Below are 26,815 nucleotides of genomic sequence, written 5' to 3'. Positions count from 1 at the left end.
TGATGATCACCGTTCAGGAGAGAACCTGTGGCTGATAGCCAATCCCTCGTTAGCATACCCGACTTTAGCGCCGCGATGACCAGCGGCAAGACCTTTCAATTGCTGGGCCGCCCGGCCAAGGCCACGGTGCTGTTTTTCTATCCGAAGGACAACACCCCTGGTTGCACCACGGAAAACATCGCCTTTCGCGATGCGTATTCGCAATTCGTCGCCGCCGGCGTGGAAATCTACGGCATCAGCCGCGATTCCCTGCGTTCGCACGAAAGCTTCAAAGCCAAGCTGGAGCTGCCATTCGAGCTCATTTCCGACCCGGACGAAGCCGTTTGCCTGCTGTTTAACGTCATGAAGATGAAACAGATGTACGGCAAGACGGTCCGTGGCGTCGAGCGCAGTACGTTTGTGATTGACGCCCAGGGCCGATTGGTGAAAGAATGGAGAGGCGTGAAGGTCGCAACTCACGTGGAAGAAGTGCTGGAATTCGTAGCGCATCTGAATTGATCGTCCATTTTGATCCAATGCGCGTTGCCGGCTTCCAGCGAGCTTAGTTCAACCGCAGTTCAGTTCACGGTACCTATCGCCATTTTGAGTCAACGAAGCGCCTCCATCCACTCCGCCAGGCGGGCCTGCAGCCCGCCGATGGCGTCCATGACCGGCCATGCTGCCGGCCTTCCGGCAGTTACTCGTCCTGTAGCATTGTTGTTCCCCCCGCATCCACCCATGAGAAGTGCCGCCAGAAGCTGGCTGCCCATGGGCGATTCATTCCAGAAATTTTTTGATTGAGATCCTGATGCCACTGCCAAAATTACCGAGCAAGCCAGCCACCATCCTGGCCACCCAAGATTATCCAACCGCAGGCGCAGCGCGCCCGGCCACCAAAACCCCGGCAGCCAAGAAAGTGGCTGCACCGATCATTGAAGCGGCGATCGCCGAAGTTGCCAAGCCAGTCCGCAATGCGGCCACGAAGATCAAGCAAGTGGCGGCCCTGATGGTCGCCAAGCCAGTACAGGCGCCCGCACCGGCGCCAGTGGCCGCAGCCCCTGCTCCTGCCGCGAAAACCAAGCCGGCAGCCAAGGGCAAGGTCACGCCGCTGAAATCCGTCAAGCAAGTCGAGCAGCCACATCCGGCCAAGCACAAGGCGGTCGAAGTCCAGCTCAAGTCGTCCGCCAGCCGCGCCGCCGACCAGCGCGGCATCAGCAAGCTGTTCGTGCTCGACACGAACGTGCTGATGCACGATCCATCGTCGCTGTTCCGCTTCGAGGAACACGATGTGTACCTGCCGATGATGACCCTGGAAGAGCTGGACAACCATAAAAAGGGCATGACGGAAGTGGCGCGCAATGCGCGCCAGGTCTCCCGCACCCTGGACGCCCTGATCAGCAACACGGATGACGACGCCATCGAGCACGGCATCCTGCTGTCCAAGCTGGGCAACAAGGATGCCAAGGGCCGTCTGTTCTTCCAGACGCGCCTGCAAAGCGCCGACTTGCCGGCTGGCTTGCCAGTAGGCAAGGCCGACAACCAGATCCTGGCCGTCGTGCGCTCGCTCGAGTCGGAACAGGATGGCCGCCCCGTCGTGCTGGTGTCGAAGGACATCAACATGCGCATCAAGGCGCGCGCCCTGGGCTTGCCAGCCGAAGATTACTTCAACGACCATGTGCTGGAAGACACGGACTTGCTGTACTCGGGCATCGTGCAATTGCCGGACGACTTCTGGAACAAGCACGGCAAGGACATGGAATCGTGGCAGGAAAGCAAGAACGGCTACAGCTCCACCTTCTACCGCGTGACGGGCCCGTTCATTCCATCGTTGCTGGTCAACCAGTTCATCTACCTGGAACCGAAAAACGGCGAAACGCCGTTCTATGGCCAGGTGAAACAGATCAACGGCAAGACGGCCGTGCTGCAAACCCTGCGCGACTTCAGCCACACGAAGAACAATGTATGGGGCGTGACGGCGCGCAACCGCGAGCAGAATTTCGCGCTGAACTTGCTGATGAATCCAGAATGCGACTTCGTCACCCTGCTGGGCCAGGCCGGCACCGGCAAGACCCTGCTGGCCCTGGCCGCCGGCCTGGCGCAGGTGCTGGAAACCAAACTCTACAATGAAATCATCGTGACCCGCGTGACGGTGCCGGTGGGCGAAGACATCGGTTTTCTGCCAGGCACGGAAGAGGAAAAGATGTCGCCATGGATGGGCGCCTTCGACGACAACCTGGAAGTGCTGAACAAGTCCGACTCCGATGGCGGCGAATGGGGCCGTGCGGCAACGCAAGACCTGATCCGCTCGCGCATCAAGATCAAGTCGCTCAACTTCATGCGCGGCCGCACCTTCGTCAACAAGTTCCTCATCATTGATGAAGCGCAAAACTTGACGCCGAAACAAGTCAAGACCCTCGTCACGCGCGCCGGTCCCGGCACGAAGATCCTGTGCCTGGGCAACATCGCGCAGATCGACACGCCGTACCTGACGGAAGGCTCGAGCGGCCTGACCTACGTGGTCGACCGCTTCAAGGGCTGGACCCACAGCGGCCACGTCACCCTGGCGCGCGGCGAGCGTTCGCGCCTGGCCGACCACGCCAGCGAAGTGCTGTAAGTTCCAGCGGGCGGCGCAAGCTGCCCGGTCATTCGAAAGCCCCGGCTGCAGCGATGCAGGCGGGGCTTTTTTCATGTGCGCGACTTTTCCCTGCGACATGTTCTAATACCGCTCCATTCCACCAGGACACCTCACCCGATGCATCCCGCCCTGCAGTTGCTGCTCTGCTTCATCTTTTTCATGTTCCTCCACATTTCCATCATGGCCCTGTGCGCTCGCGCCTTGGGCATCAGCATGCGCCAAATCAGTTATGGCGTGGGACCGACCCTGCTGGCCTGGGGAAAAGTCCACATCAAGCTGCTGCCCCTGGCCGGCAACGTGGTGCTGAAAGATACGCGCGAGGAAACGCTGTACGACGACGATCCCTGCCGCGATGCCTACAACTTCCAGCCGCTGTGGAAACAGGTGCTGCTGCCCCTGAGCGGCGTGGCGGTGCTGCTGGCCGTGGCGCTCTGGCTCATGGGGCCACAAGGCTGGGAGCGCTTTGTCGCGGCCTTCGGACAAATCGTCCATGGCGCGCTGGCGCCGTTGTCAACGGCGCAGGAATTGCTGGGTGATGGCGAAACCTTTGCTCGCACGCACGGCTTTGCGCTGGTGTTCGCCCTGTTCTCGTTGAAACTGTGCGCCTTCAACCTGCTGCCGTTTGCCGGCTTGAACGGGGGACAGGCGCTGCTGGCCATCGCCCGAGGTGGACGACCTTTTGTGGCGTGGGAAGAGACGGCGGCAAAATGGCTGTTGCTGCCGGGTCTGGCGATCTTGCTGGCGTGGCTGGTGGCGTTCGGCTGGCATGGCTGGCATGGCTGGAAAAGCATGGGGATGTAGTGCGCTGGCGCTATTCTTTTTTGCAGACCTGTCGTATGCTCGCACCACTATCCCATCCAATAAACGCGACTGGCCAAGGAGAGCGCATTTTCTCATTCGACACCTGCGGCACGCAGCTGGCCCTGTGGGCGATCGGTGCCTACCAGCGCTATCTGTCGCCCTATAAAGGGTTTTCCTGCGCCTACCGCGTGCTCACGGGGCGCGACAGCTGTTCCGCGTATGGCCACAGGGTCATCGCCCGCCATGGCTTGCGGCCGGGACTTTCCCTGCTGCGGCGCCGCTTGCACAGCTGCAGCGCACACCACCGCCTGCACCAGGCCCAGTCCCAGACCCAGCACGCCAGGGGCCGCAGTGCGCGCCATCGGGCGCAGGCAGGGTATTGCGATCTGCCTGTCCCCGATTGCGGCGACTGTGCCTGCGACTGCGCCGATATCGCCAACCTGGCCGATTGCACATGGCCAGGCCGCAGCAAGAACCCGAAGTGGTTCCGCAACGACTATGCAGCCAGTGCAGCATTGAAACGACAGCAAGAGGAACACCGCAAGAAGCTGCGGCAAGGGCGGGATGCGGGCAACTGAGATTCACACATTCACTTACAAATGAAATATTCATTCATGAAATGAATAATATCCATTATCACTGTGAATTGGCAGGAAGCGGGACGGCGGCCTATACTCATGCCGTCTCCCCTACACTGCGTCCCATGCACACCCAGCTCAGCCCGCACACACTGCGGGCTTTTTGTTCCCGGCATTTGCCACTCTGCCATTCCACACAATGGTTTTTCAATAACAAGAACAGGGCACGGCTTTCACCGCCAGCCCAGCGCCCGACAGGGAGCCCATCATGATCGTGCGCGAGCGTCCTTCGGCGCTGCGGTTGTTCCTCGTGGTGCGCGGCTCCGTCCTGCCGCGCATCCGCACCACGCTCATCGTCAATACCCTGATCGCCACCCTCGTCACGTGGTGCCACGGCACCTTGTTCGACCACAAGGTCATCCTTACCACCATCCCGTTTACCCTGATCGGCTTGCCGCTGGCCATCTTCCTGGGCTTTCGCAACACGGCCGCCTATGACCGCTACTGGGAAGCACGCAAGCTTTGGGGCGAACTGGTCTTGCGCAGCCGGAATTTCTCGCGCCAGTGTCAGACGATGATACGCGGCGACATCCCGGCCCACGCCAGGCTGGGCCTGGAGGACGTGCGCGTGCGCATGATTTACCGCACCATCGCCTTTTGCCACGCGCTGCGCCACCAGCTGCGCGACACGCGCGGACCGGCCGACTTGCAGCCGCTGCTGCGCCCGGCAGAATGGGAAGCGGCTTGCCAGGCCACGAACCCGTCCGACTACCTGATGCTGCAGATGGGTCACGACCTGGCCGATTGCATCGCGCAGGGCCGCATCGACAGCATCCTCGCCACGCAGATCGATAACACGGTCTCGGCCATGGTAGCGGCCGGCGCCTCGTGCGAGCGCATCCGCAGCACGCCGATTCCCTTCTCGTATTCGCTGCTGCTGCACCGCACGGCCTACCTGTACTGTTTCCTGCTGCCCTTCGGCCTCGTCGATTCGCTCGGTTTCATGACGCCGTTCGTCGTCGCCATCGTCGCCTACACCTTCTTTGGCCTCGATGCCCTGGGCGACGAGATCGAGGAACCGTTCGGCGAAGATGCCAACGATTTACCGCTGTCTGCCATGTGCCGCGCCATCGAAATCAGCTTGCGCGAATCCGTGCAGGATGAGAACGTGCCGCAGCCCATGCAAGCTGTCGATTTCCTGCTGAATTGATCCACATGCCAGCTTTCCCCTTGACCTTACCATCGGGGGAAGGATTACAGTGGCAGCACTTAATCATTCAAGGAGTGCTTGCCATGTATCAGTTACAAGTTGAAAACATGAGCTGCGGCCATTGCGTCGGCTCGGTCACGAAAGCGGTGCAAGGCGTCGATCCGCAAGCCCAGGTGCAGATCGACCTGGCCAGCAAGCGCGTCACGGTGGAGTCACCGGCCGAACTGGGCGCCATCAGCGCGGCCATCGTGGAGGCGGGCTACCCCGTTACCAGCGCGCAATAAACAGCAAGGACACGACAGCCGGCCAATGCGCCGGCTGTTTTTGTTTACCCGTCCAGTTCAGGGTAATGGCGGAAGATGCCTTCTTCATTGAACGGGATCCTGCGCTTCGACTTCAGGTAACGGGCGATATTCGGCCTCGCCGCCACGGTGTCATGCAACTCAGACAAGGCAGGATATCCGGGCGCCAGGCGCGCCATGGCTTGCGGAAACGCATAGTGCAAGCCGGCCAGCATCTGGAACAGCGACAGGTCGCCATACGTGAGTCTTGCACCCACCAGATACTGGCCGCGGCTGCGATTATTCAGCAGGACCTGGGTGAAATAATCGAGGAATTTGGGCAAGCGTGTTGCGCGGAAATCCGCACTGCGCAGCATGGCCGCCTGCTTTTGCTCTTCGTAATATTGATTCATCGACAGCGGATGGTGCGTGTCGTGCACTTCCGTCAGCCAGTCGGCCATCGTCAGTTGCAACTGGTTCAGCCACAAACGGCCGCTTTCCGCGCGCGGCGCCAGACCCAGGCGCCGGCCCAGGTAGAACAGGATATTCGGCGTCTGGCCGATCAGCAAGTCGCCGTCGCGCAGCACGGGCGGCGCGTAGGCGGCCTGGGGCGTGCTGTCGCCATCGAGGCAGGCCAGCATCGCGGGCACGCCCTGCCCCTTGTGTTCGGGCAAGCGGGCGATGTCGCGGTACTCGGCGCCCGCCTCTTCCAGCGCCAGGCGGATGAATTCTCCGCGTCCCTGTATCGTGGACCAGTAGTACAGTTCATAGACCATACACACCTCCGTTGATTTACATCAATGGCAACATGGTTTCGCTTCCGGGTCGCCGGCCAGTCCCAGGCTTTGCAGGATGGGACAATCGGGCTTGTCGTCGCCATGGCACGATTGCGCCAGGTGGGCCAGGGTATCGCGCATTTCCGTCAGTTCGGCGATGCGCTGATTCAAGTCCGCCACGTGGGCCAGGGCGATGCCTTTCACGTCCGCGCTGGCGCGCTGGTCGTTTTGCCACAGCGACAGCAGTTCGCGGATCTGTTCCAGCGAAAAACCCAGGCCCCGCGCGCGTTTGATGAAACGCAAGGCGTGCAAATCATTCGGCGTGTAGATGCGGTAACCGGCGTCACTGCGCGCGCTGGGTTTTAGTAAGGTAATGCTTTCGTAATAGCGTATCATTTTTGCCGATACGCCCGTCTCGCTTGCCGCCTGGCCGATATTCATCCTTATTGCTCCTTGGTATGCACGCTACCTGTATGACTGCGGGCTTTCCAGCGGCGCAGCAACAGGGCATTGCTGATCACGCTGACGGAACTGAAGGCCATCGCCGCGCCCGCCACCATGGGGTTGAGCAAGCCGAAGGCGGCCAGCGGAATGCCGATCAGGTTATAAATGAAGGCCCAGAACAGATTTTGCCGTATCTTGCTGTAGGTGCGGCGCGAGATATCGATGGCGTCCGCCACCAGGGCCGGATCGCCGCGCATCAGCGTGATGCCAGCCGCATGCATGGCCACGTCCGTGCCTGTCGACATGGCGATGCCCACGTCGGCGGCCGCCAGTGCGGGCGCATCGTTGATGCCGTCGCCTACCATGGCCACCTTCGCCCCTTCGCCTTTCAGCGCGACAATTTTAGCGGTTTTATCGGCCGGCAGCATTTTTGCCGCCACCGTATCGATGCCCAGCAGCTTGCCGACGGCGTCCGCGCTGCCCTGGTTATCTCCCGTCAACATCACCGTGCGGATGCCCAGGCTGTGCAGATGGGCAATGGCCGCCTGCGCGTTCGGCTTGACCTGGTCGGAAAAGGCGAACAGGCCCAGCAATTGCGTGCCCGCAGCCAGCCACGAAATTGTGTTGCCCGTGGCTTCCAGGGACAATGCCTGTTCCGCCAGCGGCGTCATGTCTACATGCAACTCCTGCATCAGCCGCGTGCTGCCCAGTTTCAGTTCCAGGCCATCGACCTGGGCCGCCAGGCCGCGCCCCGGCAAGGCCGACAGGCCCGTGGCTGGCAAGGGTTCGAGGTGGCGCGCGGCCGCCGCATCCAGCACGGCCGTCGCCAGGCTGTGCTCGCTGCCGCGCTGGATGCTGGCCGCCAGTTGCAGCAGCCGGGCATCGTCGATGCCATGCGCATGCAGGGCCGCCAGCGCAGGTTTACCCACCGTCAGGGTGCCCGTCTTGTCGAACACGACGGTATTGACGGCGTGCGCCACTTCCAGCGCTTCCGCATCCTTGATCAGGATGCCGTAACGGGCAGCGACGCCCGTGCCGGCCATGATGGCCGTCGGCGTGGCCAGGCCCAGCGCGCACGGGCAGGCGATCACCAGCACGGCCACGGCATTGATGATGGCGTTTTCCAGCTCGCCCGTGGCGAACCACCAGCCCAGCATGGTCAGCAGCGCCAGCACCAGCACCACGGGAACAAAGATGGCGCTGACCTTGTCCACCAGGTGCTGGATCGGCGCCTTGGCCGCCTGCGCATCTTCCACCAGGCGGATGATGCGCGACAAAGTCGTCTCGCCGCCCACGGCTTGCGTGCGCACCAGCAACAAGCCATCGGCATTGATGGCGCCGCCCGTGACCTTGTCGCCCGGATGCTTATCGACCGGCAAGCTTTCGCCCGTGATCAGGGATTCGTTGATCTGGCTGGCGCCTTCCACCACCACGCCATCGACGGCTACCCGCTCGCCGGGACGGATGACCACCAGGTCGCCCACTTTGACTTGTTCCACGGGCAAGTCGATTTCCACGCCGTCGCGGCGCACGCGCGCCGATTCCGGACGCAGGACTTGCAGCGCGCGAATGGCCGAGGCCGTCTGGCGCTTGGCGCGGCTTTCCAGCCATTTGCCCAGCAGCACCAGGGTGATGACGACGGCCGACGCTTCGAAATACAGGTGCGGCAGCATCTCGCCCGCCGTCAGCCACTGGTAGACGGATAAGCCATACGCGGCGCTCGTGCCCAGCGCCACCAGCAGATCCATATTGCCGCTGCCGGCGCGGGCAGCCTTCCAGCCCGCCCTGTAGAAGCGCGCGCCAAAATAGAATTGCACAGGTGTCGCCAGCGCGAATTGCAGAGCGCCGGGCAGCATCAGATGGATGCCGGCCCATTCGAGCAGCATGGGCAGCATCAGGGGGAAAGCCAGCACGGCCGCGAACGCCACTTTCAAGCCGTCACGGTTCGGCGCGGCAAGGGGCGCGCTGGCCTGGCTGGCGGCGGGCACGGTGGCTTCATAGCCGGCCTTGTCGATGGCGGCGATCAGGGTGGCCGCATCGGCCTCGCCCGTCACCTTGATGCGCGCGCTTTCCGTGGCCAGGTTGACGCTGGCGGCCAGCACGCCCGACACCTTCAGCAAGGCTTTTTCCACCCTGCCCACGCAAGAGGCGCACGTCATGCCGGCGACGTTCAGGTCGATTTCGCGCTGCGCCACGCTGTAGCCAGCCTTTTCCACGGCCGCCTGCAAGGTGACCAGGGGAATCGGCGTGTCAGACGTGACCTTGGCCACTTCGGTGGCCAGGTTGACGCTGGCCTGGGTCACGCCGGGCACGGCGGCCAGGGCCTTTTCCACGCGGCCCACGCACGAGGCGCAGCTCATGCCTTCGATGGCCAGCGCCTGCGCATGCGCGGCGGAGGGAGGAGGAGTACTGGAATTGGCGGGAGCGAGTGCGGCCTGGTGCATGGCAGATCCTGTACGAAAGAGTAACGAATACGGACAGGATCTGCTATCCCATGATGGGAAGGTCAAGCCCTATTTGCACGGTGTGCCGGGCTTGTTTGACGACGCTTAGCGCACGACGCAGTCGATTGCGGCCGGCTTGCTGCCGCCTGCCGCGCTGCCCGGGCCCGATGACGACGATGAAAAGACCGGCGGCGGCGTGAACGGGATGCCGGGATTGACAGGCAGCATCACGGGCGGCTGCTTGAAGCTGGGCGTAAAACCAAATTGCCCGGCGGCAAAATTCTGCGTCCCGGCAGGATTGGTCACGTGAATCAAGCCATCGAGCACCTGGACATACAGGCCCGGCGCCCTCGCCCCCCCGCCTGGTGTCGGCACCGTTGGCACCGCCTGCGCCGAGGCCGGCACATAGGTGGCGACAAACGTCGTGCCGCGGATGCCGATGGTGGCGGCCGGCGTCTTCATCTCGAAGCGCTCCTTGTTGCGCTTGCCCAGCAAGCCCGTGACGGAACGCAAGCCGCCCTTGAGCAGGCTGAAGATGGCGTGGTCGCCGTCAGGCTGCTCGGCCGTGTAGCTGAATTGCTCGATCACGAAACTGGTATTCGGTTTCAGGGTGATTTCGCTATTGTCGATCAGCTTGATCAAGGCATAGGTTTCCTTTTCCGTCAGCAAGGTGTCCCCCTGCTCGACTTCGGACTTGATGGCCAGGATTTTCATCTTGCCATCCGCCTTCTTGGCCATCAGCGGACCGCTCAACTGCATCACCGTACCCGCCACCTGGCCAGCCCAGGCGTGCGCGCCCACGCACATCAGGGCCAGCCACAGCAAGGCCTTAATTGCAGTACATTTTTTTTGCGGCATCATCGTATTTGTATCCTGTGGGTTTATCTGTGGCATCGGCAACATCCTTGCTGTCTTTCTTCTTGTCATCATCCTTGGCTGGCGATGCAGAAGCGAGCGGGGCGTTGGCACGGTCGGCCTGCTTGATGATACGCAAGGCTTCATCGATGGCGGCGCTGGCGCTGGCATCGATGGCGGGCTTGTCGACGGTCGTGGCAGGCAAGAAGATGGCGTCCGCCATGTTCACCGCGCCATTCGGCGCCAGCAAGCTGACGTTGGCGCGCTGGCGGTTGATGCGCACGCCCGAGTCGCCCGTGATGCTGCCCGCTTTCGCCAGCACGCTCATGCTGGCCGCAGCCGGTAAGGCGAAGCTTGCCGTGTCCGCAAAGCGCACATTGCCCCCCGCGCTGGCGCTGAAATTGCCGCCGCCGAGAACCTGGGCATTGCCCTCGATACGAATGTCGCCGCCAGCCGCCAGGCTGATGTCGCGCGCCGCTGCCAGCTGCGCGCCATTGCCCAGCAGCACATCCGTGCTGGCATTGAGCGCAATGTCCTTGCCCTCGATCTTGCCGTTGACGGTGACGGGGCTGTGCGCCGTCACGCTGACGTTGCCGCCATTCGCATTGATGTTGCCGGCCATGACGCCGCCCGTGTTATCGATGGCAATGTTGCCCGCGCCCGTGACCAAGGTTCCCAGGACCAGGGTGCCCGGCGCCGAGGTATTGTTCAGCGCAATGCCGCCCCCTGCGCTATTGCTGGCGGCAAAACTGCCTACCTGGTTGCCCGCATGGCCCAGCACGATGCCATCGCGCGCCTGCGCAGCCAGGCTGCCGGCAAGCAAGGCACCATCCTGGCCGATGGCGCCGTTCAGGGCGCTCAGTTTCACCTCGTTGGCCGCCAGGCTGGCGAAGCGCACATCTCCCGCCGCTTGCGTGATGGCCAGCTGGCCCGCCAGCCGGATGGCGCCGGCCGTCTGATTAAAACTGTTGGCGACGAGCAAGTTACCGTTGCCGCTAAGCATGCCGCCGCCTTGCGCATAACGGTCCGCCGACAGGCTGCCGTTCAGCAGCAAGCTGCCGCCGTTGATTTCCAGGCCGGCCAGGCCGCCCAGCACGGAGAGGTCCAGCGCGCTGTCACCGAGCGTCAGGCTGCCGCCCGTCAACAGCAAGCCCGTCGCCGAATGCAGTTTTTTCAAGATGGTGCTGCCGGCCGCCGCGCTGTAGGTGACGATGCCCTTGCTGTTGCTGAAGTCGACAGCCAGCACGTTCGCGCCTTCCGGCACCACGCCACCGTCCCAGTTGGCGGCGTCGCTCCACAAGCCGCTGCCGCTGCCGACCCAGGTTGACAATTGTTTTTGCGCAATCGTTGCCTGCGCCGTGCCGCCCGTCGTTTCCAGTGTGTAATTGCCCGCATCGGCGCCCGCCAGGCGGAAGCCGCTGGCTGTCACCAGCTTGCCCGCACCCGCGTTCTTGTCGGCAAAGCTGCCGCTGCCGCCCACCACGCTGACCACATCCTGGCCCAGCACGCCGTTCGCCGACGCGCTGACGGCCGCATTCGTGGTGCCGTCATACACCTTGCCGGCCGCGCTCAGGCTGGCCAGGGTCAGGCTGGCGGGCGTAATGCTGGCCAGCAAGCCTGTCGGCAAGACGATAAAATAATTGCCCGCATCGGCGCCCGTCAGCGCCGCGCCACTGAGCTCCACCGCCTTGGCCGCGCCCACGTTCTTGTCCGCAAAGTTGGCCAATGCCGAGGCCGTCAAACTGTCGCCGGCGAGACGGTCATCGCCCAGGACCAGGCTGGCGCCCGTCGTGCCATCGTAGACCTTGTTACCCACCACGCCGGACAGGTTCAGCGCACGTGCGCCGATGTCGGCCGTCGTGCTGCCCGCATTTCCATTGAGCACATAGTTGCCCGCATCGGCGCCCGTCAGGTGACCCGTCGCCACCTGGTAATCGACCACCTTGCCTGTACCGGCATTCTTGTCGCGGAAGCTGCCCAGCAAGCCGGCCATGCCGACCTGGTCGCCCGCCACCAGGCCTTCGAAATAGCCATTCAGTGCCGCTTGCAGCGTGCCATCGTAGACGCGGCTTTGCGCGCCCGAGACGCCATAATTCAGGATGCGCGCCGTGATGGCCGCCGTGCCGTCCGCCGTTGTCGCGGCCAGGCTGTAGTTGCCCAGCTCATTGCCGTCCAGGGTCAGGCCGCTGGCGTGCACGGCCTTGCTGCCGCCCGCGTTCTTGTCGAGGAAGGCGGCGCTGCCGCTGATGCTGATATTGTCGCCCGTTACCACATTGCCCAGCACGAAGGTGGCGCCGTCATAGCCAAGGTTGCCGTCATACACCTTGCCATTGCCGCCGATGCCGACCGTCAGGATGCGCGGCGTGATGGCATAGGTGGTCGTGCCGCCCAGGGTGATGTCGTACTTGGTCGACCACAGCCCCGTCAAGCCGTAGTTACCCACATTGCGCGCGTTGCTGCCGTAACCGAGGCTGCCATTCACGCCGGCATCGCCGTCGAGCAGTCCCACGTAACCTATCGTGCCCAGGAAGGCGGCCAGCTGGCCATCGTAGACCTTGCCACTGGCATTGTCCGTGACATTCACTTGCAGCGGTTTCAGGAGCGCCTTCAGCATCGGCGTCGTATAGCCATCGTAGATGCGCCAGACGCTGCTGAAATTGAAATCGTTGAAGCTGCCCTGCTGCTGCATCTGCGCCGTGGTGCGGCCACTGGCGCCGCCCTGGTCCATCAGGATGCCGGCCGTCTCATAGTTCCAGAAACCGAACGCGATGCCCGCGCCCACATCGGCGCGACCCACCAGCCCGCCCACCGTACCGCCCGCAAAGCCGCTGCCGGCCACGGCGCCGCTGCTGTAGACGTGGCTGGCGCTGCTGCCCGCCACGCTCCAGCCGATCAGCCCGCCCAAGTTTGCGCGGGGCACCGCCTGGTCGCCATCGGCCGACACGCCGACGGCGCCGGTGGCGTAGGCGTCGCTGATGCTGCCGCCATTGCGTCCCGCCAGGCCACCGATATTGGCCGCGCCGCGGGCCGCGCCCGTGGCGTAGGACTGCGAAATGGCGCCGTCATTGTTCCCCACCAGGCCGCCGACCTTGTCGCGCGCTCCCGTCACGTCGCCCGTGGCGTAGGCGGCATCGATACTGGCGCCGGCCAGGTTTGCCCCCACCAGCCCGCCAATGCTGCCGCCATTGGCCGCATTGATGCCCGCGACGTTGCCGCTGGCGCTGGCATTGCGCAGCGTGCCGCCGTTGCTGCCGACCAGACCGCCGACGGCGCTGGCGCCGCTGACCGCGGTGCTGCTGCGCACGCTGTCCAGCGTCCCGCCGATATTCAGGCCGACCAGCGCGCCGACATTGTTCACCCCCGCCACGCTGCCATTTTGCAGGGCCAGGTTGCGTACCGTCCCCCCCTGCACCTTGCCGAACAGGCCCACGCCGGAGCTGACGGTCGGGTTCAGGGCATTGATGTACAGGCCATTGATGGCAAGACCGCCGCCGTCGAACATGCCCGCATACCCTGCGCCATCGCCGCCGGCGATGGGTGCAAAACCGGCGCCCTGGTTCCAGCTGGTCGTGCCGCTGGCGTCGATATTGCCCATCAACCGATAGTTGTTGCCCAGCCCCAGGCTGCCGATGCCTTGCAAGCCGTAGATATCGACGATCTGGTAAGGCGCGGCCGTGCTGCCGTCGCCGCCGCTCACGCGCAGGAAGCTGGCGCCCGGCGCGATGGCGAAGCGGCTGGCGGAGAAAGCGGCCAGGCCGGACGCATTTTGCGTCCACGCGCCGCCGTCGAGGGCAAACAGGCCGCCGACCGTGACGGCGCCCGTGGCCGTGATGGGGGAAGCTGAATTGAGGCGCAGGTCGCCCGCCAGATTGATCGCATTCGAGATGCGCATGCCGCCCGTGTTGCTGCCGTCGCCGATGGTCAGCGAGGATGCCGAGATGCCGGCCAGTTCGGCCGCATCCAGGCCCAGGGCGCCGCCGGACTTGCTGCCCAGGTCGATGAGGCGCGAGCTGCTCAGGGGCTTGATCGCCACGCTGGCGCGCCCGCCGGTGCCGCCGAAATCCAGAGTGCCGCCGATGCTGATGCTGTCGGCCTGCAAGGTCACCGTCTGGCCGCCGATGCCGCTGCCGGCCAGACGCGCGCCGCCGCCCGTCAGGTTGATTTCGCCGCCCGCGAAATTGGCGCGCAGGGACAGGTTGCCGTTGCCGACGCTGACCACGCCGCTGCCCGCCACGCTGGCGCCGGACAGCGACACGCTGCCGCCGTTCGTCGTGATCGGCGCGTTCAGGTGGATATTCGCGCTGGAACCATACGCGGCGCCGCTGCTGGCGTCGTTGGCCGACAAGGTCACATTGCCGCCGTTGGTGCTGATGGCCGCATACACATTGATCGTCTCGCCCGCCGTGGCGCTCAGGCCGATGCCGGGATGGAGCATATTGACGGCGCTGCTGAAATTGATGCGGTGCTGGGCCTGCAAGGTCACGTTGCTGTTGGCGTTGGAAATCACGTCGGCGCCGATGCTGGTGCTGCTGGAGGGCGGACCTTCGGCAAACTCGTCCACGTCACCGAGGCTGCCGCCGCCGCCCTGCACCACATCGATATCGTAGGGGTCGAGCAGCCAGGTACCGCGCTTGCCGCGGCGTGCGCTCGTATCGACGCGGATGCCGCCCACGGCCAGGGAATGGCCCGAGGTTTCCACGAAGCCGCCGTCGCCGCCTTGCGCGCCGCCGCGCGCGGAAATGCTGCCGTGCACCTGCGCCGATTCATTGCCCCAGGCGATGACCTTGCCGCCGTTGCCGCTGTCGATGGCATCGGCCTTGACGCTGGCGTCCTTGCCGACGAGCACCTGCCGCGCATTCTGCACGGCCGCGTTCTTGCCCTGGTAGTCGCCGCCCAGCAGGACCGTGCCGCCGCCCGTGGCGCCGCTGGCGTCGATTGCCGCATTGCCCAGCAAACCCACTTGCTCGCCCAGCACCTGGATGTCGCCGCCTTTACCTGCCGCGCCCGTGGCGCTGGTGACGCTGCCCCCTTCGAGCAGCACCTTGCCGCTGGCCTTGAGCACGATCCTGCCGTTGTCGCCGACGACGGCGCTGTTCGCGCTAAGCACGCCGCGCTGGCTGACCAGCGCGCCGGCCATGCCGATGCTGCCGCCCTGGGCGATGATCTGGCCCAGGTTCAGCGCCTGGTCGGTGGGCGCCGACACCAGCACGCGCAATTGCGGATTGCCGGGGTCGGCCAGCTGCACGCTGCGCCCGGCCGCCAGGATCACTTCGCCGTTCGGCGCCGTGATGAGACCCGTGTTTTCCACGTTCGGCGCGATCAGCAGCACTTGTCCGCCCTTGCCCGCGTTGATGGTGCCCGCATTGCCGACGGCACCGGCCACGCCGCCCGCCGTGAACTGGCGCTTGCCGGCCAGGAAATCCTCGTTCGTCATGCCCAGGCTGGACGCCACCAGTCCATTCACGTCCACTTTCGCGCCCTGACCGAAGACGATGCCGTTCGGATTGATCAGGAACACCTTGCCGTTCGATTCGAGCGCGCCCAGGATCTTGCTGGGGTCTTGTCCCGTGATGCGGTTGAGTACTGCGCTATTGCCGTTTTGCTGGATGAAGCGCGTGATTTCACCGGCATGGATGGAAAAACTCTGCCAGTTGATGATGGTGTTGGGCGTGTTCGTGATCGAGAACACATTGCCCTGCTGGTTGAACGTCGCCTGTCCATGGACCACCTGCGGCAAGGCGGGGTTGGCCTGCGCCGCGCCGAAGCAGCCGGCCAGCAGCAGCGCCAGCGCCGTGCGGCGCAGGGGTAGCGCACAAGGTGGAGCAAATGATGGCGTCAGGATGAAAACGGAGGCGTGCTGGGCGTGGTTTTGCATGGTGTTCATCCTGATACTAGTAGGCCAAGGCGAGGCGGAAATGCAGGCGGTTGGCGCCCCGCTGTCCCGTGTCGCCGCCATTGACGACATGGGCGTAATCGAGTTGCAGATTGGCATAGCGGCTCAGCAGCAAACGCAGGCCGAGTCCGCCGCTGGCTATGCCTTGCGAAGCGCTTTCGCCGGGCAGCGCATGGTTGCGGCGCAGCCAGGCCGTGTCATAGAAGGCCAGCGCGCGGCATTGGTAACCGAGCGCCTGGCCGCACCAGTTCGGCGTGTACAGTTCCAGGTTCAGGCTGGCGCCCGAGTCATTCGACACCTCGCGCTCGGCAAAGCCGCGCACGGACGCGGCGCCGCCGGCGCCGAACTGCTCGCCCGGCACCAGCGCGTCCGGCGTGACTTGCGCATTGACGAGCGCGCGCCATTGCCAGTCGCCGGCCAGCACGCGTCCCGAGCTGGCGCTCAGGCGCACCGTGTTGTAGGCGGCCTTGGCATGCGCGCGCACCCGGTCGAAATCGGCTTGCGCGCCATGCTTGCCGCCAGGAATGTTATGCGCGAACGTGACGGCCACGCTGGTCTCGCCCGTGGGCAAGGTCCAGGCGCCGATGTAGCTGACGCTGAGCGGGTGCACGGTGACGTCGGCGCCCAGCTCCATGCCGAACAGTTGCACGCTGTTGCGATACGCCTTGTAATCGATGCCGTACACGAGCTTGGGTTCGAAATCGCCGCTGCGGGCAAAATTCTGGTTATAGCGGATGCCGGCCATGCTGCCCTGGCCGCTGACGGCCAGGTCGAAGATGCCGGCCGAGACGCTGCCCGAATCGACGTTCGAATAGCTGGCGAAAAAATCCATCGAGTCGCCCAGCGCGTACAGCGGCAAGTGGTAGCCGGCGCCATACACGCCCACCTTGTCCGGCTTTTCCAGGCTGCTCGTGTATTGCAGGCTGGCCACATGGTCGCGGCCGAACAGGTTGGCATGCTGCAGCACCACGCCCACGTGCGTCTTGCCCGTTTGCGCATTGCCCGTATTGTCCACGTTGAGCATGGCTTTCCAGGGCTGCTCATCGGCCACCGTGACGATGGCGTCGATGGCGCCCGCCGGCTCGTCGGCCTGCAGGCGCACTTCGATCTTGCGCGCCGGATTTTCGTTGGCCAGCTTCAGGCTTTGCGACAAGGCCGGCAAGTTCGGCGTCTCGCCTTCGCGCAGGGACGGCAAGGCGCGCCGCACGTTGGTCTCGTCGACATGCGTGTTGCCGCTGATGGCGAGCTTGCCCAGCGGCGTTTGCAGCACACTCAGGCGCACCACGCCCCGTTCCAGTTCCTGTTCCGGCAGTTGCACCTGGACGGCGCTGTAACCGCGCTCGCGGTAAGCCGCCTCCAGCGCCTCGACGGCGCGCGCGATGTCGGAAAAATCGCGCTGCACTCCCGTAAAGGGCGCCAGCAAGGCTTGCACCTGCGCCGACGTGAGCAGGGTATTGCCCTGGACGTCGAAGCGGCGGATCTCGAAGCGCGGCACGCCATCTTCCTGCAGGGCAGGAGCAGCGTCATCCATGGAAACGGCAGCGCCGGCGGCGCCGACGGCGAACAGCAGCGCGGAACCCGCAAGCAGGTGCACCAAACGATATGTCATGTGAAGGATTTCTTGTGTAACCGGACAAGCGCGCGGCCCGCAGGCGCCAGCGTGTCCGGCAATGGATTGAAGACAAATTTTAGACGGCTTTTTGTTTCCAGTCAGAAATTTCTAACATTTCTCCCTGATTTTTATCGCAACGCAACAAACAGTGCGCGCACAGTGATAAAAATGCCGCAATAACGGGCATTTTCCGGCGCGCCGGCAGCCTTATTTACTGTGCAATTCTGTCACGCCATCCCAGTCGGCTGGCGGCGGCAGGCTGCGATAGCGCTCCAGGCGCGCCGCGTACAGCCGGTACAAGCCGTCATCGGGAAAGTCCGCCTGCAAGCGGGCCAGCTGCGCTCCAGCCGCCGCCCAGTCGCGCGCGCGCAACAAGGCCAGCACCGCGTGCCAGCGTTCCAGCTGCGCCAGTTCCGCGGCCGTAGCATCAGCCAGCAGGCCGCGCGGCTCGAAGATGACCACCGCTTCCTGCTTGCCCTGCACTCTGACCCGATCCAGCTCGCGGTACAGGAATGCGGCGGCGGCCGCGCGCGTGGCCTCGCCCACCACGATGCCCACGCCATACAGCTTGCTGGCGCCTTCCAGGCGCGCGGCCAGGTTGACGCTGTCGCCCATGACGGTATAGGCGCGGCGGATGCGCGAACCCATGTCGCCCACATGCATGGGCCCCGTATTGAGGCCGATGCCGATGCGCAGCGCCGGCCAGCCGTGTGCGCAAAACTGCTGGTTCAGCCGCGCCGCGCTGCCCTGCATCAGCAGGGCGCTGGCCACGGCCCGGCTGGCGTGATCGGCAAAGGCGACGGGCGCGCCCCAGAACGCCATCACGGCGTCGCCGATGTATTTGTCGAGGGTGCCGCCATGGCTGTCGCGGATATCTTCCGACATGGCCGTCAGGTATTCGTTGATGTATTCGCGCAGCGCGGCCGGCGCCAGCTGCTCGGAAATGGCCGTGAAACCGCGCACGTCGGCAAACAGCACCGTCAATTCGCGGTTCTCGCCCTCCATGGTGTAGCGCTGCGGATCGTCGGCCATTTCGGCGACCAGTTCGGGCGCCACATATTCGCCGAAACGGGCCACCAGCGCTCGTCCCTTGCGCACCTCGAAAAAATAGCCCCACGCCAGGTTGGCGATGAACAGCGCGACGATCAGCAACAGCAGCACGGCGCCGCCCAGCACCAGGTCGTGCACGGCGTACAGGTACAGATTGATGGCGATGACGGCCGCCAGCGCGCCCACGGTCGCCAGCATCACGCCGGCCGGCGGCAGCACGGCCAAGGCGCCCGCCAGCAGCAGGCCAAACAGCACGATCTGCACCAGTTCGAATGCCAGCGCATAGTCGGGCCGTGCCTTGAAGCGCCCGTCGAGCATGGACTTGATCAGGTTGGCGTGCACTTCCACCCCCGGATACTCGGCATTCACGGGCGTGGCACGGATATCGTTCAAGCCGGGCGCCGTGGTCCCCACCAGCACGAGGGCGCCCTTGAGCAGCGCGGGCGGCACCGTGCCGGCCAGCACGTCGGACGCCGACACGTAACGGAAGGCGCCGCCATCGGGGCCGCCCGCGCCGCGGTACTGCACCGTAGTGGTCAAGGCTTCGCCCACGGGGATCGCCAGCGCGCCGCGCGGCGTAAACAACATGATGTGTTCGAGTCCGCCGCTGGCCAGTTCGCGCGCCGACAGGGTATCGGCCGTGCCCGTGAAACGGGGGGCGATGGCGCGCGCCTGCAGGTAGACGGCCACCGTGGCCAGCGACAGCGACGGATAGTAGCCGTCGCCGATGCGCTGCAACAGGGTCGAGGAGCGCACCACGCCATCGGCATCGGTCAGCGCCGTGAAGATGCCGGCGCCCTGCGCGGCCGCCTGCAGGGGCGCGATATTGGCTTCGTAGCCGCGCGCCACGTAGGCCGTGACGCTGCGCCCGTTCAAATCGGCAACGGTAAAAGCCGGCTTGGGCAGCACGCCCTTTCTTTGCTGCTCCGACACGCTGTAGCCCAGCACCACGGGCTGGCCGCGCATGGCCTCGGCGAACAGGCCATCGTAATCCATCGCCAGGCGCAGTTTTTCCAGCTGCGCCGGCAAGCCGGCCACGCCCGCCAGTTCGCCCCGCGCCAGGCCCTGCAGCACGGCGTAGCCGGAACTGGTGTCCGCTTCGGGAAACGAGATATCGAAGCCCAGCGCGGCCACGCCGTAATGGCCGGTGAGCTGGCGCACCAGGCGCGCCTGGATGTCGCGGCTCCAGGGGAAACGGCCCACCCGGGCCAGGCTTTGCTCGTCGATGTCGACGATGACGATGCGGAGGTCCAGCTGCGGCGCATCAAGACGCATGCGCCAGTCGCCCAGCATGGCGTCCAGCCGCGCGACAGTGTCGTTGCCGGCCACGCACAGGACGGCTGCCGCCAAGGTCAGCAGCATGCCCAGCAGCGACCGCGCCCCATGCTTGCGCAAGGCCAGCGACAGCTTCAAGGGGTATAGCCCGGAATGGCCGCCTCGTCGACGGCATCGATCTGGCTCGGATGCATGTGCTTTTCAGCGAAGGTCAGATAGACCTTGCTGCGGATGAAAACGTCGAACAGCTCCGGGTCGATATGGCCGTTCAGGCTGAAGTTGCCAAGGATGCGCAGGGATTCGGACAGCGGCTTGCCCTTTTTATAGGGCCGGTCGCGCGCAGTCAGCGCCTCGAAAATGTCGGCAATCGCCATCAGCCGCGCCGGCACCGACATCTGCTCTTTCGTCAGCCCGCGCGGATAGCCCTTGCCATCCATGCGCTCGTGGTGGCCGCCCGCGTATTCCGGCACCTTCTGCAGGTGCTTGGGCCACGGCAGCGCTTCGAGCATGCGGATCGACACGCTGATATGGTTGTTGACGATGGCCCGCTCGGTCGCCGTCAGGGTGCCGGCGCGGATGGTCAGGTTTTCCGTTTCGTCGGCGTCGAGGAAATCGCGCAGTTCGCCGTCGGCCGCGCGCCAGCGGCGCCGGGCGATCTGCCGCACTCTTTCCTGGTCGGCCTGCGCCATGCTTTCGCCGCCGATGTTGACGCGCCGGATGAAGTCGCGCTCGTCGCGCAGCGCCGCCTGCTCCTGTGCCAGCGCGCGGGCGATGACCTCCTTTTGCTGCGGCAGTGCCGCCTGCTGGCGCAGGGCCGCGATCTCGGCGTCGCGCAGCAGCACTTCGTAGCGCGTGTCGATCAGGGCGATGCGATCAAAAATGGTTTCCAGCTTGGTGGCCTTGTCGACCACGTGCACGGGTGTGGTGATCTTGCCGCAGTCATGCAGCAGCCCGGCCAGCCACAGCTGCTTGCGCTCGTTGTCGCTGAGCCGGAAATCAGCCAGCGGCCCCGTTTGCGTGGCGTGCGCGGCGTCGGCCAGCAGCATCGTCAGCTCGGGCACGAACTGGCAGTGGCGGCCCGTGTACGGCGACTTTTCATCGATGCCGATATTGATCAGGGTAACGAGCGATTCGAGCAGCTCTTCCAGCTGCGAAATGAGCAGCTGATTCGTCAGCGCCACGCCCGCCTGCGCGGCCAGCGCCTCGATGAAGCGCTGGTCGGTGGAGGAAAAGGCGCGCACCTGGCCCGTCTCGCCATCCTTGGCATTGACCAGCTGCAGTACGCCGATCAGGTCGCCCTCGTGGTCGCTCATGGGCACCGTCAGGATCGATTGCGTGTGGTAGCCGTGGTGGCGGTCGAAGTCGCGCATGCCGGAAAAATTGAAGCCCTCGTCGCGGTACACGTCGGCGATGTTCACGCTGCGGCGCAGGTTCGCCGCATACGCGGCCACCGACGCCAGGTTCGGCTGGCCGGCAGTGTCGAACAGGGGCACGCCAGGCAAGCCCATGTCGGCGCCCTGCGCGATGCCCAGGCTGTCGTTGACGCTGATATCGAACGCCAATTGGCGCCCCCCGGCCATGGGCCGGTACAGGGTGGCGCCGTCGGCGCCGCTCATGCTTTTTGCCAGCAGCACGATGCGCTGCAACAGCGCGCCGATATCGTGCCCTTCGCCGCCCAGGCCATGGCCAAGCGCGACACTGAGTTCGGTCAATTGCTCCAGTCTGTGGGCGATTTTCTCAGGGTGCAACTGAGGCATGTTGGTGGCAATCAGGTAATGGGCAAGCAAAAAAAGGGGAAGTCGGCAAGCGCCAGTGTAACGGCCACCCTGCGCACTGTACATTACTTAGTTGCAACAAAATGAAATAACTTGCCGTATTGCAACACACATAAATGTTGCCGCCAATCTCATTAATTAGAATAGAATCAACAATAATTACACCGTAACAAGGTACTGAATGAAATTCACGTTCAGGGGCGTGCGCGGCTCCATCCCCTCCCCCGGCCCGCGCACGGCGCGCTATGGCGGCAACACCACGTGCATCGAAGTACGCACCGACAACGATAGCCTGATCATCCTCGATGCGGGCAGTGGCATCTTTGCGCTGGCGCAGCAACTGCCGCCGGGCGAGCCCGTCGACGCGCACGTCTTCATCACGCACAGCCACTGGGACCACATCCACGGCCTGCCCATGTTTTCGCCCCTGTTCGTGGCAGGCAACCGCATGCGCCTGCATGGCGCCTTTGACGCCATCAGCGGGCGCGGCATCGAGCACGTGATGGCGGTGCAGCTGCAAGGCAGCTATTTTCCTGTCAGCGAAGCGGCCATGGCGGCCAGCATCGAGTACCGCACCCTGGCGCCCGGCGAAGCCGTCGAGGTGGGGGGCGCGCGCGTGCGCGGCGCGGAAATGAACCACCCAGTCGTCAATCTCGGCTACCGCATCGACTGCGGCGGCGCCGCGCTGTTTTTCAGCGGCGACCATGAACCGTTCTACAACCTGCATCCGCCCGGCCATGCCGAGCACGCGGCCTGCGCGGCGCGCAATGCGCAGCGCCAGGCCGGCATCGATGCGCTGGTCGCCGGCGTCGATGCGCTGATCATGGATTGCTCGTACACGCGCGAGGAATACCCGGGCAAGCAGGGCTGGGGCCACGGCACCTTCGACGCCGCCTTCGACCTCGCCCTGCGCTGCGGCGCGCGGCGCCTGTACTGCACCCACCACGAACCGACGCGCAGCGACGAGCAGCTCGAAGCCGTGTTTGCCGACGTGATGGGGCGCTACAGCAGCCGCCTCAATGGCCTGCAAGTGTTCCTCGCCTACGAAGGGCTGACGGTGGAACTGGCCGGCGCATAAAAAAAGGGAGCCGCGAGGCTCCCTTTTTACTGGCGTTGGCTATCCATTACATGATGTGGTGGCCAATCCACCACGCGACTGCTGCGACGAAGGCCGACGCGGGAATCGTGAAGATCCAGGCCCAGACGATATTGCCCGCCACGCCCCAGCGTACGGCCGACATTTTTTGCGACGAGCCGACGCCGACGATGGCGCCCGTGATGGTGTGCGTGGTCGACACGGGAATGCCCAGCGCCGTCGAGACGAACAGGGTGATCGCGCCGCCCGTTTCGGCGCAGAAGCCGCCGACCGGTTTCAACTTGGTGATCTTCTGACCCATGGTCTTGACGATGCGCCAGCCACCGAACAGGGTGCCGAAGCTGATGGCCGTGTAGCACGAGATGATGACCCACATCGGCGGCATGGCATCGGCCGCGCTCGAGTAACCGGCGGCGATCAGCAGCATCCAGATGATGCCGATGGTTTTTTGCGCATCGTTGCCGCCGTGGCCCAGGCTGTAGGCGGCCGCCGATACCAGTTGCAGGCGGCGGAACCACTTGTCGACCTTGCGCGGCGTCGAACGCACGAAGATCCACGACACGAGCAGCATCATGATGGAACCGAACACAAAGCCCAGCACCGGTGCGATCACGATGAAGGCCACCGTTTTCCACAGGCCGGCCGCGACCAGCGCGCCCGTGCCGGACTTGGCGACGGCGGCGCCCACCAGGCCGCCGATCAGCGCGTGCGAGGACGACGAAGGAATCCCGTAGTACCAGGTAAACAAATTCCAGAAGATGGCGCCCATCAGCGCGCCGAAGATCACGTACTGGTCGATCACCGCCGGGTCGATGGTTCCCTTTCCCACCGTGGCGGCCACGGTCAGCTGGTGGAACACGAAGATGGCGACGAAGTTGAACGTGGCGGCCATGGCAACCGCGGTCTGCGGTTTCAATACGCCCGTCGAGACCACCGTGGCGATCGCGTTGGCGGCATCGTGGAAGCCGTTCATGAAGTCAAACAGCAGTGCGAGGACGATCAACAGGCCTAGCACGTAGATGCTGATTTGTATGGTCATTGTAGTTTCTTTTCTGATTCTGGTTCAGGACAGGCCCAACGCTTACGCGTTTTCGACGATGATGCCTTCGATAATATTGGACACATCTTCGCAACGGTCGGTCACGGTTTCCAGAATTTCGTAGATCGCTTTCAGCTTGATCAGGTTGCGCACGTCCGGCTCGTCGCGGAACAGCTTGGACATGGCGGCGCGCATCACGTGGTCGGCGTCCGATTCCAGGCGGTCGATCTCTTCGCAGATGGCGACGATCTTGCGCGAGTTATCCATGTTGTGCAGCATGGCGACGGCGTCGCGCACTTTTTCGGTACAGGCCAGTACCAGTTCGGCCAGGCGCTTGGCTTCCGGCGTGACGGCCTTCAGGTCGTACAGCGAGACGGTTTGCGCCGCATCTTCCAGCAGGTCGAGGATGTCGTCCTGGCGCGTGATCAGCTGATGGATGTCATCGCGGTCGATCGGCGTGATGAAGGTCTTGTGCAGCATTTCCACGGTGGCGTAGGTGACTTTGTCCGCCTGTTTCTCGATGCTTTCGATCGCATGCACGCGGTTTTCCAGGTCATCGAAATTGGTCATCAGGCCGAGCATCTCTTTGGCGCCCTTGACGCACAATTCCGCGTGCTGGTTAAACAATTCAAAAAACTTGCCCTCAGTGGGCATCAAGCGTCCAAACATGTCATTCTCCGTTAAGCATTGAGTCGTGTTATTTACTACAGAAAGCCGCCCCTTTTGATGAAGGGGCGGCCAATGGAATATCAGTGCTGCTGTGTTAGTCGCCTTGGTAAAGCGCCAGGCCACCACTGTAATTGCCAAATTTGGTGTACTGCCCCATGAAGGTGAGGCGGATGCTGCCGATTGGACCGTTACGTTGTTTACCGATGATGATTTCGGCCGTTCCCTTGTCCGGCGAGTCGGGGTTATACACCTCGTCGCGGTAAATGAACAGGATCACGTCGGCATCCTGCTCAATAGCACCCGATTCGCGCAAGTCGGACATGACAGGACGTTTGTTCGGGCGTTGCTCCAGCGAGCGGTTCAGCTGGGACAGCGCAATCACGGGGCAACCGAGTTCTTTCGCCAGGCCTTTCAAGCCCCGTGAAATCTCGGAAATCTCCGTGGCCCGGTTGTCGCCCGGCGTATTGGCCGACATCAGCTGCAAGTAATCGACGATGATCAGGCCCAGCTTGCCGCATTGACGCGACAGGCGGCGCGAGCGGGCGCGCAACTCGATGGAATTCAAGGCCGGCGTTTCATCGATGTACAACTGCGCGTCGTTCATCTTCTGGATCGCATTCGTCAGGCGCGGCCAGTCTTCGTCGTTCAGGCGGCCCGTGCGCAGGCGGTGCTGGTCGAGCTGTCCGACGGAGCCCAGCATACGCATGGCCAGCTGGGCGCCGCCCATCTCCATCGAGAACACGGCCACGGGCAAGCCGCTGTCGATGGCCACGTTTTCGCCGATGTTGACGGAAAACGCCGTCTTGCCCATCGATGGACGGCCCGCCACGATCACCAGGTCGCCCGGCTGCAGACCCGAGGTCATGCGGTCGAGGTCGATGAAACCGGTGGGCACGCCCGTGATTTCACTCTGGTTGTCGCGGCTGTACAGTTCGTCGATGCGTTCGACCACCTGCGTCAGCAGGGGCTGGATGGCGGTCCAGCCCTGGGCGCCGCGCGCGCCTTCTTCGGCGATGGCGAAAATCTTCGATTCGGCCTCGTCAAGCATCTGCTTGACTTCCTTGCCCTGCGGGCTGAAGGCCGTGCCGGAGATGTCGTCGGCGACGGTAATGAGTTTACGCAGCACGCCGCGGTCGCGCACGATCTCGGCGTAGCGCCGGATGTTCGCGGCCGATGGCGTGTTTTGCGCCATGGCGTTCAGGTAAGCGAGTCCGCCCACATCATCGGCCTTGCCGAGCTGGGTCAGGGTTTCAAAAACAGTAATGACATCGGCTGGCTTGGAAGCGTTAACCATCTTGACGATTTGCTCGAAGATGATGCGATGGTCATAGCGATAGAAATCCTCCGCATGCATGAAGTCGGCGATGCGGTCATATGCGGCATTGTCGCGCAGCAGACCACCGATAACGGATTGTTCTGCTTCGATCGAATGCGGCGGAATACGGAGGGAATCCAGTTGCGGATCAGAGGGGGCGTTCATGGCGCGAATTATACCCGCTTCGGCGTGCTGGCAAAAATAAAGGGCTGAAATTGAGCGAAAAAAAGGCCACAAAAAAGCCGGGCGAACCCGGCTTTTCATAGTGCGGCAACGCTTGCGGGCCAGGCCCGCAGACGATTACGCGTTCGCGTCTGGAACGACAGCGATAACAACTTCCACAACCACGTCGGTATGCAGAGCAACCGAAACGTTGTGCTCGCCAACGATCTTCAGCGGGCCGGTAGGCATACGGATTTGTGCTTTTTCAACAGCAAAACCTTGCTTGGTCAGCGCTTCAGCGATGTCGAAGTTGGTGACGGAACCGAACAGACGGCCATCAACACCAGCTTTTTGAGCAACTTGAACGGTCAGGCCGCTCAGTTTTTCGCCCTGGGCTTGCGATGCGGCCAGTTTAGCGGCAGCAGCTTTTTCCAGTTCGGCGCGCTTGACTTCGAATTCAGCCACAGCGGTTGCCGTAGCACGACGTGCCAGGCGTTGCGGGATCAGGAAGTTACGTGCGTAACCGTCTTTGACTTTGACGACTTCGCCGAGGTTACCGACGTTAACAACTTTTTCTAACAGAATGATTTGCATAGTTCTTCTCCAGGAATATCTGACCGATTAAGCGTGGTGCAGATCGGTGTATGGCAGCAGCGCGAGGAAGCGAGCGCGCTTGATTGCGGTGTCAACTTGGCGCTGGTAGTGCGCTTTGGTACCGGTCAGGCGTGCTGGCATGATCTTGCCGTTTTCTTGGACGAAGTCTTTCAGCGTGTCGACGTCTTTGTAGTCGACTTGCTCAACGTGAGCTGCGGTGAAGCGGCAGAACTTCTTGCGTTTGAACAACGGGTTTTGCTGTTTGCGTTTTTCTTTAAGCTTGAGCTTATTTTTGTCGAACTTTTTACCGAATGCCATGTCAGGCTCCTGTA

The 26,815-nt window shown here is 63.6% G+C and carries 20 protein-coding genes; 7 read left to right on the top strand and 13 right to left on the bottom strand.

The annotated features are described in order from the left end of the window. Positions 1–27: 27 nt before the first annotated feature. From NCG91_RS16505 to NCG91_RS16480, 6 genes are all read left to right on the top strand, one after another. Positions 28–498, top strand: a complete 471-nt coding sequence (locus tag NCG91_RS16505; RefSeq protein ID WP_034785468.1) for a peroxiredoxin — start codon at positions 28–30, stop codon at positions 496–498. A 289-nt stretch (positions 499–787) separates the two neighbouring features. Further along, a complete protein-coding gene (locus NCG91_RS16500; protein WP_099667012.1) occupies positions 788–2,593 on the top strand; it encodes a PhoH family protein in 1,806 nt (601 codons plus the stop codon). Positions 2,594–2,731: 138 nt separating this feature from the next. Further along, entirely contained in the window at positions 2,732–3,415 is a 684-nt protein-coding gene (locus NCG91_RS16495; protein ID WP_354004620.1) for a site-2 protease family protein, read from the top strand. Between the two features lie 35 nt (positions 3,416–3,450). Next, the gene (yidD, locus tag NCG91_RS16490; RefSeq protein ID WP_251350445.1) at positions 3,451–3,993 is read left to right on the top strand and encodes a membrane protein insertion efficiency factor YidD; all 543 of its coding nucleotides are present in this window, start codon (positions 3,451–3,453) and stop codon (positions 3,991–3,993) included. A gap of 268 nt (positions 3,994–4,261) precedes the next feature. After that, positions 4,262–5,203 carry a bestrophin family protein gene (locus NCG91_RS16485; protein WP_251350444.1) on the top strand — a complete coding sequence of 314 codons (942 nt, stop codon included), beginning with the start codon at positions 4,262–4,264 and terminating at the stop codon, positions 5,201–5,203. Positions 5,204–5,286: 83 nt separating this feature from the next. After that, entirely contained in the window at positions 5,287–5,487 is a 201-nt protein-coding gene (locus tag NCG91_RS16480) for a heavy-metal-associated domain-containing protein (protein WP_077407505.1), read from the top strand. Positions 5,488–5,531: 44 nt separating this feature from the next. Here the strand turns inward: NCG91_RS16480 and NCG91_RS16475 are convergent, their stop codons facing one another. The 8 genes from NCG91_RS16475 to NCG91_RS16440 all read right to left on the bottom strand — a co-directional run bounded on the left by NCG91_RS16475 (position 5,532) and on the right by NCG91_RS16440 (position 21,590). Further along, entirely contained in the window at positions 5,532–6,260 is a 729-nt protein-coding gene (locus NCG91_RS16475) for a glutathione S-transferase (protein WP_251350443.1), read from the bottom strand. 21 nt (positions 6,261–6,281) lie between these two features. Continuing rightward, positions 6,282–6,701, bottom strand: a complete 420-nt coding sequence (cueR, locus tag NCG91_RS16470; RefSeq protein WP_099667007.1) for a Cu(I)-responsive transcriptional regulator — start codon at positions 6,699–6,701, stop codon at positions 6,282–6,284. Positions 6,702–6,703: 2 nt separating this feature from the next. Continuing rightward, entirely contained in the window at positions 6,704–9,148 is a 2,445-nt protein-coding gene (locus NCG91_RS16465; RefSeq protein WP_285817153.1) for a heavy metal translocating P-type ATPase, read from the bottom strand. 105 nt (positions 9,149–9,253) lie between these two features. Beyond that, positions 9,254–10,009 (bottom strand): FecR family protein, encoded by a 756-nt coding sequence (locus NCG91_RS16460; RefSeq protein WP_251350442.1) that lies wholly within the window; start codon positions 10,007–10,009, stop codon positions 9,254–9,256. After that, positions 9,978–15,878, bottom strand: coding sequence for a YDG domain-containing protein (locus NCG91_RS16455; RefSeq protein ID WP_251350441.1), 5,901 nt, complete (start codon positions 15,876–15,878; stop codon positions 9,978–9,980). The genes NCG91_RS16460 and NCG91_RS16455 overlap by 32 nt, the downstream gene beginning before the upstream one ends. A gap of 16 nt (positions 15,879–15,894) precedes the next feature. Further along, positions 15,895–17,505, bottom strand: coding sequence for a ShlB/FhaC/HecB family hemolysin secretion/activation protein (locus NCG91_RS16450; RefSeq protein ID WP_251350440.1), 1,611 nt, complete (start codon positions 17,503–17,505; stop codon positions 15,895–15,897). A gap of 210 nt (positions 17,506–17,715) precedes the next feature. Then, positions 17,716–19,920 (bottom strand): CHASE2 domain-containing protein, encoded by a 2,205-nt coding sequence (locus NCG91_RS16445; protein WP_251350524.1) that lies wholly within the window; start codon positions 19,918–19,920, stop codon positions 17,716–17,718. Between the two features lie 47 nt (positions 19,921–19,967). Next, positions 19,968–21,590, bottom strand: coding sequence for a GAF and HD-GYP domain-containing protein (locus tag NCG91_RS16440; protein ID WP_251350439.1), 1,623 nt, complete (start codon positions 21,588–21,590; stop codon positions 19,968–19,970). A gap of 199 nt (positions 21,591–21,789) precedes the next feature. On the opposite strand from NCG91_RS16440, the gene NCG91_RS16435 reads away from it, so the two are divergent. Next, positions 21,790–22,686, top strand: a complete 897-nt coding sequence (locus tag NCG91_RS16435) for an MBL fold metallo-hydrolase (protein WP_251350438.1) — start codon at positions 21,790–21,792, stop codon at positions 22,684–22,686. Between the two features lie 46 nt (positions 22,687–22,732). Here NCG91_RS16435 and NCG91_RS16430 read toward each other — a convergent pair whose 3' ends face one another. The 5 genes from NCG91_RS16430 to rpsR all read right to left on the bottom strand — a co-directional run bounded on the left by NCG91_RS16430 (position 22,733) and on the right by rpsR (position 26,801). After that, complete coding sequence (locus NCG91_RS16430) at positions 22,733–23,743, bottom strand: inorganic phosphate transporter (protein WP_034783457.1); 1,011 nt, start codon at positions 23,741–23,743, stop codon at positions 22,733–22,735. A 42-nt stretch (positions 23,744–23,785) separates the two neighbouring features. Next, positions 23,786–24,412, bottom strand: a complete 627-nt coding sequence (locus NCG91_RS16425) for a DUF47 domain-containing protein (RefSeq protein ID WP_010400015.1) — start codon at positions 24,410–24,412, stop codon at positions 23,786–23,788. Positions 24,413–24,506: 94 nt separating this feature from the next. Next, on the bottom strand, positions 24,507–25,892 hold the full coding sequence (locus NCG91_RS16420; RefSeq protein ID WP_034750488.1) for a replicative DNA helicase: 1,386 nt from the start codon (positions 25,890–25,892) through the stop codon (positions 24,507–24,509). Between the two features lie 135 nt (positions 25,893–26,027). Then, positions 26,028–26,483 carry a 50S ribosomal protein L9 gene (gene rplI, locus NCG91_RS16415; RefSeq protein WP_034783456.1) on the bottom strand — a complete coding sequence of 152 codons (456 nt, stop codon included), beginning with the start codon at positions 26,481–26,483 and terminating at the stop codon, positions 26,028–26,030. Positions 26,484–26,510: 27 nt separating this feature from the next. Next, positions 26,511–26,801: a 30S ribosomal protein S18 gene (rpsR, locus tag NCG91_RS16410; RefSeq protein WP_010400024.1), complete on the bottom strand. Its 291-nt coding sequence runs from the start codon at positions 26,799–26,801 to the stop codon at positions 26,511–26,513. Positions 26,802–26,815 lie beyond the last annotated feature (14 nt).

Source organism: Janthinobacterium kumbetense (assembly GCF_023703445.1).
In the GTDB taxonomy this organism is placed as follows: Bacteria; Pseudomonadota; Gammaproteobacteria; order Burkholderiales; family Burkholderiaceae_D; genus Janthinobacterium; species Janthinobacterium kumbetense.
The sequence above is the reverse complement of the archived record's forward strand: the minus strand, read 5'-3'. Positions and strand labels throughout refer to the sequence as shown.

Excerpts from the sequence above, each read along its gene's own strand:
- NCG91_RS16500 (WP_099667012.1), top strand. The coding sequence starts at position 788 with ATGCCACTGCCAAAATTACCGAGCAAGCCAGCCACCATCCTGGCCACC.
- NCG91_RS16495 (WP_354004620.1), top strand. The coding sequence starts at position 2,732 with ATGCATCCCGCCCTGCAGTTGCTGCTCTGCTTCATCTTTTTCATGTTC.
- yidD (WP_251350445.1), top strand. The coding sequence starts at position 3,451 with ATGCTCGCACCACTATCCCATCCAATAAACGCGACTGGCCAAGGAGAG.
- NCG91_RS16485 (WP_251350444.1), top strand. The coding sequence starts at position 4,262 with ATGATCGTGCGCGAGCGTCCTTCGGCGCTGCGGTTGTTCCTCGTGGTG.
- NCG91_RS16480 (WP_077407505.1), top strand. The coding sequence starts at position 5,287 with ATGTATCAGTTACAAGTTGAAAACATGAGCTGCGGCCATTGCGTCGGC.
- NCG91_RS16475 (WP_251350443.1), bottom strand. The coding sequence starts at position 6,260 with ATGGTCTATGAACTGTACTACTGGTCCACGATACAGGGACGCGGAGAA.
- cueR (WP_099667007.1), bottom strand. The coding sequence starts at position 6,701 with ATGAATATCGGCCAGGCGGCAAGCGAGACGGGCGTATCGGCAAAAATG.
- NCG91_RS16465 (WP_285817153.1), bottom strand. The coding sequence starts at position 9,148 with ATGCACCAGGCCGCACTCGCTCCCGCCAATTCCAGTACTCCTCCTCCC.
- NCG91_RS16460 (WP_251350442.1), bottom strand. The coding sequence starts at position 10,009 with ATGATGCCGCAAAAAAAATGTACTGCAATTAAGGCCTTGCTGTGGCTG.
- NCG91_RS16455 (WP_251350441.1), bottom strand. The coding sequence starts at position 15,878 with ATGCAAAACCACGCCCAGCACGCCTCCGTTTTCATCCTGACGCCATCA.
- NCG91_RS16450 (WP_251350440.1), bottom strand. The coding sequence starts at position 17,505 with ATGACATATCGTTTGGTGCACCTGCTTGCGGGTTCCGCGCTGCTGTTC.
- NCG91_RS16445 (WP_251350524.1), bottom strand. The coding sequence starts at position 19,920 with ATGCTGCTGACCTTGGCGGCAGCCGTCCTGTGCGTGGCCGGCAACGAC.
- NCG91_RS16440 (WP_251350439.1), bottom strand. The coding sequence starts at position 21,590 with ATGCCTCAGTTGCACCCTGAGAAAATCGCCCACAGACTGGAGCAATTG.
- NCG91_RS16435 (WP_251350438.1), top strand. The coding sequence starts at position 21,790 with ATGAAATTCACGTTCAGGGGCGTGCGCGGCTCCATCCCCTCCCCCGGC.
- NCG91_RS16430 (WP_034783457.1), bottom strand. The coding sequence starts at position 23,743 with ATGACCATACAAATCAGCATCTACGTGCTAGGCCTGTTGATCGTCCTC.
- NCG91_RS16425 (WP_010400015.1), bottom strand. The coding sequence starts at position 24,412 with ATGTTTGGACGCTTGATGCCCACTGAGGGCAAGTTTTTTGAATTGTTT.
- NCG91_RS16420 (WP_034750488.1), bottom strand. The coding sequence starts at position 25,892 with ATGAACGCCCCCTCTGATCCGCAACTGGATTCCCTCCGTATTCCGCCG.
- rplI (WP_034783456.1), bottom strand. The coding sequence starts at position 26,483 with ATGCAAATCATTCTGTTAGAAAAAGTTGTTAACGTCGGTAACCTCGGC.
- rpsR (WP_010400024.1), bottom strand. The coding sequence starts at position 26,801 with ATGGCATTCGGTAAAAAGTTCGACAAAAATAAGCTCAAGCTTAAAGAA.